We start from the raw sequence: 13,244 nt of genomic DNA on the forward strand, positions 1-13,244 counted from the left end.
TTTCTTTGCCGGCGCAGCTCTCACCGCGCCCCTGCCTTTCGACTTAGCCTTCGTCCGAGTCATCGCCAAGTCGCCACGCAGCCAGCTGCTGTGCCAGGGCGCCGACGTTGCCGGCCCCCTGCGTCAGCACGATATCGCCGGGCTCGAGCAGGTCAGCCAGTACCGGCGGCACCTGCTCGATGGTCTCCACAAAGATCGGGTCCACCTGGCCGCGATTGCGCAGACTGCGGGCGAGGGTGCGGCCATCAGCACCGGGGATGGGCGCCTCGCCCGCACTGTAAACATCCAGCAGGATCAGCTTGTCCACCCGCGACAGCACCTGCACAAAATCCTCGAACAGGTCGCGGGTCCGCGTGTAGCGGTGCGGCTGGTAGATCATCACCAGCCGCCGCTCCGGCCAGCCATCACGGACCGTCTGGATGGTTGCGTCAACTTCCCGCGGATGGTGGCCGTAATCATCTACCAGCATCACCTTCTCCGCTGCGGCGTCGTCGCTCACCGCGTAGTGCCCGAAGATCTGGAAGCGCCGGCCAACACCCTGGAAGCCTTCCAGGCCCCGCTTGATGGCTTCGTCACTGACACCCTCTTCCGTCGCCACGGCAATGGCCGCGGTGGCATTGAGCACATTGTGGATGCCGGGTGTATTCACGCAGACCTCGAGGGCGTTGCCGTCCGGCCGCTCTACGGTAAAGTGACTGCGCAGCGGCTCCTGCTTCACCTTGGTGATACGGAAATCGTTTCCTTCCTCAAAACCGTAAGTGGCCACCGGCCGCGACAGCTGCGGGATTACTTCGCAGATATTGGCATCGTCCCCGCACACCACTGCCAGCCCGTAAAACGGCAGGTTGTGCACGAAGTCGACAAATATCTGCTTCACCTTCTCGAAATCGCCACCATAGGTTTCCATGTGGTCGGCATCGATATTGGTGATTACCGTCACCATCGGCTGCAGGTGAATGAAGGAGGCATCGCTCTCGTCCGCCTCGGCAATCAGGTATTTGCTCTCACCCAGCGCCGCGTTCGCACCCGCCGCATTCACCAGCCCCCCGATCACAAAGGTGGGGTCTTTCTTGTCCGCCGCGAAGATCGATGCGATCAGGCTGGTGGTTGTGGTCTTGCCGTGGGTTCCCGCGACGGCAATCCCGTAGCGGTAACGCATCAGCTCACCCAGCATTTCCGCCCGGCGCACCACCGGAATACGGTGTTCCCGTGCAGCCACAAGCTCGGGGTTGTCGCTGTGGACAGCGGAAGAGTTAACCACTACATCCACACCGCGAATATTCTCCGCACTGTGCCCAACCTGGATTTTCACACCCAGTTTGCGCAGTCGCCCGGTAACTCCGGACTCGCGTAAATCCGAGCCGGAGACTTCGTATCCCTGGTTGTGCAGTACCTCGGCAATACCGCTCATGCCGGCACCACCGATACCGATAAAGTGGATACGGCGTATGCGCCGCATGGCGGGTACGCTGAAAATGTTCTGTTGAGTCTTATCACTGGCCGACATATTCAACTTACCTCATCGCCCATGTATTTCTTCTGCGCAGGCAGCAAGCACCCGCTCCGTGGCATCGATGACGGCTACCTCCCTCGCTGCCCTGGCCATCGCCAGCAGCTTGTCCGGCTCGGCAAACAATTCCCCCATGACCTGGGCCAGCTGCTCGGCCGTCAGGCTGTCCTGGGGCAGCACTACTGCACCACCGGCGTGCTGCAGCCACTCGCCGTTCTTTGTCTGGTGGTCATCGATCGCGAATGGGAAGGGCACCATAAGTGCTCCCACGCCCGCGGCTGCCACTTCCGAGACGGTCAGGGCGCCGGCCCGGCATACCACCAGGTCGGCGTTGCCGTAAGCCGCTGCCATATCGGCAATAAACGGCACCACTTCCGCTTCAACCCCCGCGTGGCGATAGGCCTCCCGAGCCAGGTCCAGGTGCCGCTCACCCGCCTGGTGTAGGATGCTCGGTCGCTCCTCGGGCGCCAGCAGCAGGATTGCCTGTGGCACCAGCTCGTTGATCGCCACCGCGCCCAGGCTTCCTCCGAGTACCAGCAACCGCAACGGCCGTTCCCGCGCGATACGCTCTTCCGGCGCCGGCAAGGCCACGATTTCGTCACGTACCGGGTTGCCGACCTGTTCCGCACGTGGCAGCCCGCTGCGGAAGGCCTCCAGTACCCGGTTGGCAATCCTGGCCAGCAGCCGGTTGGTGGTGCCGGCTACCGCATTCTGTTCGTGGATGACCAGTGGCACGCGGCAAAGCTTTGCGGCCACGCCGCCCGGTCCGGAGGCAAAGCCGCCGAAGCCGAGCACGGCGTCCGGCTGTACCTGTTTAATGATCGCCCGCGCCTGCATGACGGCGCCCGACACCCGCAGTGGCGCCTTCAGCAGGGCCAGCCTGCCCTTGCCGCGAACGCCCTCGATCTCAATCTTGTGCAGGGGAATTCCCGCTTCGGGAATCAGTTGCGACTCGATTCCCCGGGCGGTTCCCAGCCACTCGACACTGGCACCGCGGTCCATCAACGCACGGGCGACTGCCAGCGCCGGGAACACGTGCCCGCCGGTGCCGCCGGCCATGACCAGGAAGGTGCGGCCGCTGAATGACAGCTCAGTCGCTGTAGTCACGCCGCCTCCCCTTTCATATCCCGGTCGCCCAGCTGGAGCGGATTGAAAATTGGCAGGTGGCGAATCTTCGCCACTGCTGAATGTTCCTGTTCTTCCTCACCGCGCAGTTCCGCCTGCACGCGCAACGCCAGTGCAAACAGTGCGCAGCAGACAACCAGGCTGCTGCCTCCGGAACTCACGAACGGCAGGGTCAGCCCCTTGGTCGGCAACAGGCCGGAAGCCACGCCCATATTCACGAATGCCTGCCCGGCCAGCAGTACCGCAATGCCGAAGGCCAGTAGCGCGGCAAAAACCTTCTGCCGCGCCAGTGCCTCGCGCACCAGCCGCAGCAGGGCAAAGGTCATCAGCCCGAACAGGCCGATCACCACCAGCCCCCCGACCATGCCCCACTCCTCGGACAGGATCGCAAAGATGAAATCCGTGTGGGCCTCTGGCAGGTAAAAGAGTTTCTGCACGCTATTGCCCAGTCCCACACCAAACAGTTCGCCGCGGCCGAATGCGATCAAAGACTGGGTGAGCTGGTAACCGCTGGCAAACTGGTCGCCCCACGGATCCAGGAAAGTACTCAGTCGCTGCAGCCGGTAGGGACTCAGCATCGCCAGGAGCGCCAGTGCACTGGCCGCCAGTCCCACCAGCAAAAATGTGTGCGGCAGGCGGGCCCCGGCGAGAAATACCATCGCCAGCACCGTGCCCGAAATCACTACTACAGAGCCGAAGTCGGGCTGCATCAACAGCAGCAGCGCCACCAGGCCCAGGATGACCACCGGAATCATGAAACTGCTCCAGTGGCGCAACTGCTGGTTGCGGCGCGTCAGGAAGCTGGCAAAGAAAATCAGCAGGCAGAACTTTGCCACTTCTGCCGGCTGCACAGTGATTGGCCCAAAAACCAGCCACCGGCGGCTTCCATTCACTTCGCGCCCCACGCCCGGCACCAGCACCGCCAGCAACAGCAGGCAGGAGAACAGCAGCAACGGCCACGACAAGCGCGACCAGGCCGACAGGGACACCTGGCTCACCACCAGTGCGACTACGGCACCGAGCCCCAGAAACACCAGGTGGCGCTTGAGGAAATACCAGGGATCGCCGTAGAGGTCGGCGGCAAACGCGATCGAGGCCGAGCCCACCATCACCACGCCAATGCTGGCCAGCGCCAGCACGCAGAATGGCAGCACCCAGTCCAGGCTGCTCTCGGGCATCTGCCCGGCGCTCTGCTGGAGCCGGCTCATGACGCACCCCCGGCGGCATCGCCGACCTGCTCGTGAACTGTGCGACGGAAATCCTCCCCGCGCATTTCGAAGTTGCGATACATATCGAAACTGGCGCACGCCGGCGACAGCAGCACGTAATCGCCGGACTGGGCATGTGTCCGGGCCATACGTACCGCCGCATCCATATCCCCTGCCCGCTCGGTAGTCACACGGCCGCTGAACACCTCAGCGATGCGCTCTCCATCGACGCCGATGGTAACCAGCGCGCGCAGGGCACCGGCCGACTCCGCCAGCGGAGAGAAATCCGCTCCCTTGCCATCGCCACCGGCAATTAGCACGATCTTGTGGCTGCCGCTTGCCAGGCCATCGAGCGCCGCGCGGGTGGCGCCCACGTTGGTGCCCTTGGAATCGTTTACAAAGGTGACGCCCCCGGCGTCCGCCACCCGTTCGCAACGGTGCGGGAGGCCACGGAAATTACCCAGGACCGCGAGCATGGCCGCCATCGGTAGTCCGGCGGCGTGGCCCAGTGCCAGTGCAGCCAGCGCATTGGCGGTGTTGTGACTTCCCACCATGGCCAGCTCGCTCACCGGGAGCAGCTTCTGGTGGCCTTGGGCCAGCCAGAGGTGTTCGTCATCGTTACCGCTGCCATCAGGCAGCAGCCCGAATTGCTGCAGGTCCGGCCGGTCCAGCCCGAAACTCCACTCGCGGCTGTCCCGCGACAACGGCCCACGGGTCAGCGGGTCGGCCCGGTTGACCACCAGCTGACGGGCATTGCGGTAGATGCGTTGCTTGGCGCGGTGGTAAGCCGCCATGTCCGGGTAGCGGTCCATATGGTCCGCGCTCAGGTTAAGGATGGTCGCCACCTCCGGCGCCAGTGAACTGGTGGTCTCCAGCTGGAAACTGGACAGCTCGAGCACGAACAGCTCCGGCAGGGCCTGGCCCTGTTCCGCGGAGGGCTCGAGCAGGTCCAGTACCGGCACGCCGATGTTTCCCCCTACGCGCACGTCAATGCCGGCTTGCTCTGCCATCAGGCCCACCAGCGTGGTAACAGTGCTCTTGCCATTGGAACCGGTAATGGCAATGACCCTGGGGGCCCGGTCGAGCGCCGCCAGTTCGCGAGCGAACAGCTCGATATCCCCCACGATCGGGATACCCGCCGCGGCGGCCTGCTGCAGCGCCGGCTCGCTCAGGGCAACCCCGGGGCTGGCCACGATCTCGCTGGCGGCGAGCAGGGTTCCGCTGTTGAGGTCCCCGGTCTCCACCGGGACCTCCGGAAACGCCGCACGGAAATCTTCCAGGCCCGGCGGCTGGGCCCGGCTGTCCACGACGACAGGGATTGAGCCGTTACGCAGCAGGTAGCGCACCACCGATTGGCCGGTAGCGCCCATCCCCACAACGACTTTTCTCTCCGAGGTCGCAATCAGCGTCATTGATCTTTTCTCAGCGCAGTTTCAGCGTCGCCAGTCCGGCGAGCACCAGTACTACGGTAATAATCCAGAAGCGCACGATGACGCGCGGTTCCGGCCAGCCTTTCAGTTCAAAGTGGTGATGCAAGGGGGCCATGCGGAAAATCCGCTTGCCGGTCAGCTTGAAAGAGGCCACCTGCAGGATCACCGACACCGTCTCCATGACGAATACGCCCCCCATGATGAAGAGCACGATCTCATGCCGGGTGATGACTGCAATCACCCCCAGCGCGGCGCCGAGTGCGAGGGCCCCAACATCACCCATGAATACCTGGGCCGGGTAAGTGTTGAACCACAGGAACCCGAGTCCCGCCCCTCCGAGCGCGGCACAGAACACCGCCAGCTCCCCCGCACCGCTGATCGAGGGGATATGCAGGTACTCGGCAAATTCCACGTGGCCGCACAGGTAAGCGATAAGCCCGAGCGCGCCGCCGACCATCACCGTGGGCATGATTGCCAGCCCGTCGAGCCCGTCGGTCAGGTTGACCGCGTTGCTGGTCCCCACGATCACGAAGTAGGTGAGCGCAATAAAGAAAACCGGGCCCAGGTCGAAGATCACGTCCTTGAAAAAGGGCACGAAGAACTGTGTCTCGGCCGGGCTGGTGGCACTGAAATAGAGATAAATAGCGGCGCCCAGGCCGGCCACCGACTGCCAGAAATATTTCCAGCGGGCAATCAGGCCGCGCGGGTTCTTCTCCACGACCTTCTTGTAGTCATCGACAAAACCCACCGCGCCAAAAACAAAGGTCACCAGCAATACCACCCATACATAGCGATTGGTCAGGTCAGACCAGAGCAGTGCGCCCGTGAAGATCGACGCAAGGATCAGGGTACCGCCCATGGTCGGGGTCCCCGACTTGCTGAGGTGTGTCTGCGGACCGTCGTCGCGGACGGCCTGGCCTACCTGCAGGCGATTCAGCCACGAGATCATGCGCGGGCCGACCAGCAGTGACATCCCGAGCGCCGTCAGTGCACCCAGGATGGCGCGGACCGTGAGGTAGTTGAACACCGCGAAGGCGCTCATGTGTGGTTGTAGCAGTTCTGCCAGCCAGAGCAGCATCAGTTATCCCCTTTCCCGTTTCCGGTGTCTGTCAGAGCCCGTACCACTTCTTCCATACGGGCACTGCGGGAACCCTTTACCAGCACCGTGGTATCTTCAGTCAAATCATTTTCCAGCGCGGCCACCAGGCTGCTGCGCTCGCTAAAGCCGTGGGCACTGCCGCCGGCAGCGGCTGCAAATGCCTCCACCGCCGCGGCGCCCAGCGGGCCGAAAGTGTAGAGCCCGTCCAGGCCGCGCTCGGCCGCAAGTTCACCCATCTGCCGGTGCATGGCCTCGGCGTCAGCGCCCAGCTCGGCCATATCCCCCAGCACCAGGATCTTCCTGCCCGGCCGCTGTGCCAGCAGGTCGATGGCGGCCGCCACCGATCCCGGGTTGGCGTTGTAGCTGTCATCGATCACGGTCTCGCCGGCTCGCCCGCGCAGCAACTGCAATCGCCCGGCAACGCTACCGGCAAGGGCGAGCCCGGAAGCGATTTCTGCGGCCGGGATACCCGAGGCGAAGGCACAGCCGGCCGCCACCAGTGCATTGTGCACATTGTGCTCACCCATCAGCCGCAACTGCACCGGGTGGGCCACGCCCTCGATCACCAGGTCAAAGGAGGGACAGCCGTCGCCACCCACCTCGATATTCTCGGCGCAAATTGCGCAGTCCAGGCCCAGGCCGACACGCAGGGTTTCCACATCATCGGGCATGTTGCGTAACCAGTAATCGGCGAACTCGTCATCCGCATTGATCACCGCCGTACTGCCCGGCTCGAGGCTCGTGTAAATCTGTCCCTTGGCAGCCGCAATGCCGGCCACCGAACCAAAGCCCTCAACATGGGCCGGCTTCACATTGTTCACCGCAGTGACCCGCGGCCTGCCGATCCCGCACAGGTAGCCGATATCGTCGGGCCCATTGGCGCCCATCTCGAGAATCAGCACATCGTGTTCGGGTCCCAGGCCAAACAGGGTCATGGGCACGCCGAACTGGTTGTTCAGGTTGCCCTGGGTTACACAGGGCGTATGACGCTGGCCGAAAATCGCCGCCAGCATTTCCTTCACCGTGGTCTTGCCGCAGGAACCGGTAATTGCAATCACCGGCCCGCTGAACTGCTCGCGGCACAACAGGCCGATCTGTCCCAGCGCCACGGTGGTGTCTCCCACGATCCACTGCGGCAGCGTGCAACCCTCGATGCGGCGCTGCACCACCAGGCCCAGCACCTTGCCCTCGAGGTCAGCGGCAAAGTCGTGTGCATCAAATGACTCGCCCACCAGCGCCACAAAAATCGCATCGGCATCGAGCTTGCGGGTATCGGTGCAGACGCGGTCGAATTCCACCGAGCCGTTGGCCAGCTCGCCGCCGAAACGTTGCTGCAACTGCTCCAGGGTAAGCGGTGCAATCATGGCGACTCCCCCGCGGCACGCTGCTCGAGCGCCCGCGCTGACTGCTCGCGGTCGCAGAAGTGAATCTTCTCGGAGCCGATGATCTGGTAATCCTCGTGCCCCTTGCCCGCAATAAGGACGATATCGCCCGGGGCCGCGGCCATCACCGCACGCCTGATGGCCGCAGCGCGGTCTGCTTCCACCTCGATATTGCTGGCCGCACCCTCGAGAATATCCTCGATGATTTTCTGCGGATCCTCACTGCGCGGGTTGTCGCTGGTGACGATGGCGCGATCCGCCATTTCGGACGCGATGCGCCCCATCGGCGCGCGCTTGCCGGTATCGCGATCGCCACCACAGCCGAATACGCACCAGAGCCGCCCGCGGCAATAGGGGCGTGCCGCTGCCAGGGCCGCGCGCAATGCCTCCGGCGTGTGGGCGTAATCCACCAGCACACTCACCTCGCCATCGCCGGCCACCACCCGCTCCATGCGGCCGGGCACCGGCTTTATCGAGGGGAATTCAGCCAGGATTTGCTCCAGTGGCACGCCGGCAGCGGCCACGGCGGCGACCACCGCCAGCGCATTGTGGATGTTGAAATCACCGATAAGCGGCGCCTTGAGCTCACCGCTGCCCCAGGGCGTGGAGAGCTGCACAGAGAAGCCACCGTCATCGCGTTTGAGGTCGGTAACGTGCAGGTCGCCGGCCTGCAGGCCGTATGAAATGACTTTCAGGTTGCGCAGCTTGCAGCGCTCGATCAGCTGCGCCCCGAAAGGATCGTCCAGGTTGATGATCCCGCGCTTGAGCTTCGGCAGCCCGAACAGCTTCTCCTTGGCGGCGCCGTAGGCGGCCATATTGCCGTGATAGTCCAGGTGGTCGCGCGAGAGGTTGGTAAAAATGGCCGTGTCGAATACCAGCCCGTGCACCCGCCCCTGGGCCAGCGCGTGCGAGGAAACTTCCATCGCCGCGGCGCCGACGCCGCGATCGCGAAACTCGGCGTAATCCGCCTGCAGGCGGACCGGGTCGGGGGTGGTCAGGCCGGTCTCTTCCAGCTCGATCTCATCGTCCTGCCAGATGCCGTTGCCAATGGTGCCCATCACCGCGGCCTTGCCAAAATGCCGCGCGAGAAGCTGCGCTGCCAGGTAGGCACAGGTGGACTTGCCGTTGGTGCCGGTAACGCCCACCAGGTACATGGACTCGGTCGGCTGGTCGTAAAAACGCGCGGCGATTTCGCCTACGCGCTTTGCCAGGCCGGGCACATAGGCGATCTCGACTCCCTCGCGGGTCTCGGTGCGGATGATGTCGCCATCGGCCAGGACCGCGCCGGCACCGGCAGCGATGGCGCTGTCGATATACTCGCGCCCGTCCACCACGAATCCCGGCAGGGCCATAAACAGGTCGCCGGGCGTGACCAGGCGGCTGTCCAGCGCGACACCGCTGACCTCGACATCGGGAATGCCCGCATAGCCGGGCACCAGCTGCCGCAGCGAAACTTTTCTCACACTCTGCCCGCGCTGAGTCACGACTTGTTACCTCTCTCGCTCAACTGCACAGCCAACTGGCGTTCAGCAGATTCGATTTTCTCCGGCGGCACCTGCATGAGTCGCATGGCGCCGGCCATCACCTTCCCGAATACCGGGGCAGCCACTTCACCGCCGTAATACTTGGCGTGCGTGGGGTCGTCGATCACCACTACCGCCGCGAGCCTCGGATTGTCTGCCGGGATGAAACCGGCGAAGACCGAGCGGTAACGGTTGTCTACATAGCCTTCGCTACCCACCTTGTGCACGGTGCCGGTCTTGCCTGCGACGCGATAACCGTCCACGGCTGCGCGCTTGCCGGTACCGTCGGCGCCGATTACGGTCTCGAGCATGGCAGTGACTTCCCGGGCCAGGGGCTCTTCGACCACCCGCTCCGCGTCGCTGCTTTTCCGATCGGCCAGAACCAGCGAAACCGGGCGCTTGAGCCCGGCGTTTGCCAGCACACTGTAGGCCTGCGCCAGCTGTACGGCGTTCACCGTCAGCCCGTAGCCGAAGGCGAAATTGGCCCGCTCGATGGGGTGCCAGCGACTGCGGCTGGGCAATACGCCCGCTGCCTCCCCCGGGAACCCGCTGCCGACCGCTTCACCCAGTCCCAGGCGGTAAAAGAGTTCCCGCAGGGAATTTGGTTCCAGATCCATGGCGATTTTCGTGATCCCCACCTGGCTTGACTTGGTGATTACCCGTGTCAGGTCGATCTGGCCGTAATTCACCGGGTCCACCAGGGTCTTGCCCGGCAGGCGGATATAGCCCGGGCTGGTATCGATGGGCGTATGCGGCTGGTAGCGGCCGGTTTCCAGCGCCGCCAGCGCCGTAATCGGCTTGACGGTGGAGCCCGGCTCGAACTGGTCGATCAGCGCCCGGTTGCGCATGGCGGCCGCCTTTACCCCGGCGCGGTTATTGGGGTTGAAAGACGGCTGGTTTGCCATCGCCAGCACGTCGCCACTGCGAGTGTCGAGCACCACCATAAAGCCCGAGGCGGCACCGTTTTCGGTCACTGCACGCTTCAATTCACGATAGGCCAGATACTGCAGCCGCATGTCGATGCTCAGACGCAAATCCCGCCCGGGACGGGCCTCACGCTGGGTCGCCAGGTCCCGCACCACGCGGCCCTTCAGGTCCTTGACCACCTGCTGGCTGCCGGGCTCGCCGGTAAGCCAGTCGTTGTAGGCCAGTTCCAGCCCCTCCTGGCCCCGGTCATCGATATTGGTAAAGCCCACCAGCTGCGCCACTACCTCCCCGGCGGGGTAAAAACGGCGATATTCCTTCTTGCTGTACACACCGGCGATATCCAGCGCCAGCACGCTGTCCGCCTGCTCCGGCGCCAGGTGGCGTCGCAAGTACATGAATTCCTTGTGCCGGTACTTGTCCAGCCGCTTCGCCAGCGTGGCGGGCTTGATGCCCAGGGCGCCCGCCAGCTCACGCAACTCCGGGGCGCTGGCCTCACGCAGCAGCTGCGGGTTGGCCCACAGGCTGTGCACCGGGGTGCTCACGGCCAGCAGCTCGCCGTGGCGATCGGTAATGGCGCCACGGTAGGCGGCAAGTTCCTCGGTGCGGATGGTCCGGGCCCGCCCCTGGTCCTGCAGGAACCGGTAGCCCCGCTCGGCTTCGGGCAGCACCTGCAGCCGCGCCAGGTGCAACACCAGGGCGAGCGCAAGCAGGCACAGCAGCACCGCCACCAGCGCGAAGCGCCAGCGGCTGATACCCGGCTGTGTTTGCTGTTTTTTCACCGCGCCCATAAGGCTCCCTGTACGTATATTTTTTCTATTTTCGAACCGGCCCTGTGGCCGGCTTTCCGGTTCTGTCGCCGGATCACTACTTTTTATTGTTCGGTGATGATTACCCGTTCGCCCGACGCTGGCGCGCGCATCTGTAGCTGCTCGCGCGCCACGCGCTCTATCCGGCTATAGGCCGACCAGGCGCCCCGCTCCAGCAGCAGTCGTTCCTGTTCGTAGCGCAATTCATCGCGCTGCTTCTGCGCCTTCACCAGCTCGGCGGTGAGCGCCCGGCTGCGCTGGGTGGTGTGCACCACGCCCAGGGCGGAGACCAGCGTCGCCACCCACAGGAACACCACAATCACCATGCGCCGGTTGTTCATCACAGTTTCTCCGCCACCCGCATCACGGCGCTGCGTGAGCGCACGTTGTCGCCCAGCTCCTGCGCCTCGGCCTTGACCGCCTTACCCACGGCGCGCAGGGTCTTCTCTATCTGGCTGTCCATTACCGGCAGCCCGCGCGGCAGCTTCGGGCCGCGCTCCTTGTCGCGGATAAACCGCTTCACCATGCGGTCCTCCAGCGAATGGAAACTGATCACCACCAGGCGACCGGCGGGCGCAAGCAGGTCCATCGCCGCATCCAGGGCCCGCTGCAGGTCTTCCAGCTCGCCGTTGATATGGATACGGATCGCCTGGAAGACCCGGGTGGCCGGATGCTTGCCCTTCTCCCAGGCCGGGTTGGCCGCCTTGACCACCTCCGCCAGGTCGAGGGTGCGCTCGAACGGCTTCTCCGCCCGGCGCCGCACAATCGCTGCCGCCATCCGGCGGGCGAATCGCTCCTCGCCGTATTCCTTGAAGACCCGCGCCATCTCCGCCTCGGACTCGCTGTTCACCCAATCGGCGGCGCTCATGCCGCGACTGGTGTCCATGCGCATATCCAGCGGCCCGTCCTGCATAAAGCTGAAACCGCGCTCGGCCTGGTCCAGCTGCGGGGACGACACCCCCAGGTCCAGCAGGATGCCGCTCACACTGCCTCGCCGATCCGCAGCGGCACTATCCATTTCGGCGAAGGAACCGTGCCAGATTTCGAGGCGCTGCTCGTTGCCAAAGCGCTCGCGGGCGAACTCCACCGCCTGCGGGTCCTTGTCGATCGCCAGCAGGCGACCGTGGGCATCCAGTTTTTCCAGGATCGCCGCACTGTGGCCGCCGCGACCGAAAGTACCGTCAATGTAAAAACCGCCCGGATCCGTAACCAGGGCGTCCACGGCCTCGCGTAACAACACACTGCGATGCAATTCTTGCGACACCCGGTTCTCTCCTTATCGATTTACAGTGACAGCGAGGCCATTTCCTCCGGCATCTCGCCATCGCCCTCGCTGTCGTCGATCCAGGCCATCCAGCCCTCCTCGCTCCACAGCTCGAGTTTCTTGCCCTGCCCCACCAGCATCAGCTTCTTTTCCAGCCCGGCGTATTCCCGCAGGGTCGGCGGAATGAGCACACGGCCGTTACCGTCCACCTGCAGCTCGCAGGCGTAACCGATCAACAGCCGCTGGGCGCGACGCGCCACCTTATTGAAACTGGACAGGGATTCGATCTTGGGCAGGATCTCCTGCCACTGGGGCTCGGGGTAGACCAGCAGGCACCGCTCTTCCGTGTGGGCAGTCACCACCAGGCGCCCACCACAATCCTCCAGCAGCGTGTCCCTGACCCGCGCCGGAATCGCCAGACGCCCTTTCGCGTCCATATTGATTGCGTGGCTGCCTAAATACACTTTGGTTCCAGGTGCGCGGTAGAACCACCCGCGAAAGCCCTATTTATTTGATCGTTGTTATCGACGGAAATTTGCGCAGTTTTCCTCGCCGCGGTGTAAATACCCACTCACTCACACGAGGAAACCACCAAAACCCACAAATTTCCACTTTTCTCCACCCTCGACACTATAAATCTGGCTTGCTTAAAGTCAAGGAAATCGAAAGTAAAACGCCGTGAAATGCCAGTAATTTCGCGGCCTGCAGACAGGCCGATCAAAAAAAGCACAGAATTTGGCGGCAGAATTGGGAGCGGAAGCAAGCACTTACTTTTTGCACTTAAGAGACCACTTTAAGTTTCAAAGATTAAATTTTGCCCCACCGCGGTTAGCGAACACTTACACCATTTTGTTGGATCATACGCCAAAGCGGAGTACTGGCGCACGGCTCGACACAGTTAGGAGAGATAATCAGGACAGGTAAATAGAAAGGAGCCTTCTTCGGGCGGAGGCGCCCGGGCCACGGGCGC

The 13,244-nt window shown here is 63.6% G+C and carries 11 protein-coding genes; all 11 read right to left on the reverse strand.

The features are described 5' to 3' along the window. Window positions 1–43: 43 nt before the first annotated feature. The 11 genes from murC to mraZ all read right to left on the reverse strand — a co-directional run bounded on the left by murC (window position 44) and on the right by mraZ (window position 12,738). A complete protein-coding gene (murC, locus tag BLT26_RS02435) occupies window positions 44–1,507 on the reverse strand; it encodes a UDP-N-acetylmuramate--L-alanine ligase (protein ID WP_091507680.1) in 1,464 nt (487 codons plus the stop codon). A gap of 12 nt (window positions 1,508–1,519) precedes the next feature. Next, the gene (gene murG / locus BLT26_RS02440; RefSeq protein ID WP_091508743.1) at window positions 1,520–2,569 is read right to left on the reverse strand and encodes an undecaprenyldiphospho-muramoylpentapeptide beta-N-acetylglucosaminyltransferase; all 1,050 of its coding nucleotides are present in this window, start codon (window positions 2,567–2,569) and stop codon (window positions 1,520–1,522) included. A gap of 44 nt (window positions 2,570–2,613) precedes the next feature. Then, window positions 2,614–3,843: a putative lipid II flippase FtsW gene (gene ftsW / locus BLT26_RS02445; protein ID WP_091507684.1), complete on the reverse strand. Its 1,230-nt coding sequence runs from the start codon at window positions 3,841–3,843 to the stop codon at window positions 2,614–2,616. Further along, window positions 3,840–5,255, reverse strand: a complete 1,416-nt coding sequence (murD, locus tag BLT26_RS02450) for a UDP-N-acetylmuramoyl-L-alanine--D-glutamate ligase (protein ID WP_091507687.1) — start codon at window positions 5,253–5,255, stop codon at window positions 3,840–3,842. The genes ftsW and murD overlap by 4 nt, the downstream gene beginning before the upstream one ends. Before the next feature lie 10 nt (window positions 5,256–5,265). Continuing rightward, window positions 5,266–6,351 carry a phospho-N-acetylmuramoyl-pentapeptide-transferase gene (mraY, locus tag BLT26_RS02455; protein WP_091507691.1) on the reverse strand — a complete coding sequence of 362 codons (1,086 nt, stop codon included), beginning with the start codon at window positions 6,349–6,351 and terminating at the stop codon, window positions 5,266–5,268. Then, on the reverse strand, window positions 6,351–7,736 hold the full coding sequence (locus BLT26_RS02460) for a UDP-N-acetylmuramoyl-tripeptide--D-alanyl-D-alanine ligase (RefSeq protein ID WP_091507694.1): 1,386 nt from the start codon (window positions 7,734–7,736) through the stop codon (window positions 6,351–6,353). Before BLT26_RS02460 ends, mraY begins: the two co-directional genes overlap by 1 nt. Beyond that, window positions 7,733–9,217 (reverse strand): UDP-N-acetylmuramoyl-L-alanyl-D-glutamate--2,6-diaminopimelate ligase, encoded by a 1,485-nt coding sequence (locus BLT26_RS02465; RefSeq protein ID WP_245720556.1) that lies wholly within the window; start codon window positions 9,215–9,217, stop codon window positions 7,733–7,735. Before BLT26_RS02465 ends, BLT26_RS02460 begins: the two co-directional genes overlap by 4 nt. Before the next feature lie 17 nt (window positions 9,218–9,234). Continuing rightward, window positions 9,235–10,992 carry a peptidoglycan D,D-transpeptidase FtsI family protein gene (locus BLT26_RS02470; RefSeq protein WP_091507701.1) on the reverse strand — a complete coding sequence of 586 codons (1,758 nt, stop codon included), beginning with the start codon at window positions 10,990–10,992 and terminating at the stop codon, window positions 9,235–9,237. A gap of 83 nt (window positions 10,993–11,075) precedes the next feature. Further along, entirely contained in the window at window positions 11,076–11,351 is a 276-nt protein-coding gene (gene ftsL, locus BLT26_RS02475; RefSeq protein WP_091507704.1) for a cell division protein FtsL, read from the reverse strand. Beyond that, window positions 11,351–12,274 carry a 16S rRNA (cytosine(1402)-N(4))-methyltransferase RsmH gene (gene rsmH, locus BLT26_RS02480; protein ID WP_091507708.1) on the reverse strand — a complete coding sequence of 308 codons (924 nt, stop codon included), beginning with the start codon at window positions 12,272–12,274 and terminating at the stop codon, window positions 11,351–11,353. Before rsmH ends, ftsL begins: the two co-directional genes overlap by 1 nt. Before the next feature lie 20 nt (window positions 12,275–12,294). Continuing rightward, window positions 12,295–12,738, reverse strand: coding sequence for a division/cell wall cluster transcriptional repressor MraZ (mraZ, locus tag BLT26_RS02485; protein WP_091507712.1), 444 nt, complete (start codon window positions 12,736–12,738; stop codon window positions 12,295–12,297). Between the last annotated feature and the right edge of the window lie 506 nt (window positions 12,739–13,244).

The sequence above is a fragment of the Microbulbifer yueqingensis genome (assembly GCF_900100355.1).
GTDB classification, from domain to species: Bacteria; Pseudomonadota; Gammaproteobacteria; order Pseudomonadales; family Cellvibrionaceae; genus Microbulbifer; species Microbulbifer yueqingensis.

Excerpts from the sequence above, each read along its gene's own strand:
- murG (WP_091508743.1), bottom strand. The coding sequence starts at position 2,569 with ATGGCCGGCGGCACCGGCGGGCACGTGTTCCCGGCGCTGGCAGTCGCC.
- ftsW (WP_091507684.1), bottom strand. The coding sequence starts at position 3,843 with ATGAGCCGGCTCCAGCAGAGCGCCGGGCAGATGCCCGAGAGCAGCCTG.
- mraY (WP_091507691.1), bottom strand. The coding sequence starts at position 6,351 with ATGCTGCTCTGGCTGGCAGAACTGCTACAACCACACATGAGCGCCTTC.
- BLT26_RS02470 (WP_091507701.1), bottom strand. The coding sequence starts at position 10,992 with ATGGGCGCGGTGAAAAAACAGCAAACACAGCCGGGTATCAGCCGCTGG.
- murD (WP_091507687.1), bottom strand. The coding sequence starts at position 5,255 with ATGACGCTGATTGCGACCTCGGAGAGAAAAGTCGTTGTGGGGATGGGC.
- murC (WP_091507680.1), bottom strand. The coding sequence starts at position 1,507 with ATGTCGGCCAGTGATAAGACTCAACAGAACATTTTCAGCGTACCCGCC.
- ftsL (WP_091507704.1), bottom strand. The coding sequence starts at position 11,351 with ATGAACAACCGGCGCATGGTGATTGTGGTGTTCCTGTGGGTGGCGACG.
- BLT26_RS02460 (WP_091507694.1), bottom strand. The coding sequence starts at position 7,736 with ATGATTGCACCGCTTACCCTGGAGCAGTTGCAGCAACGTTTCGGCGGC.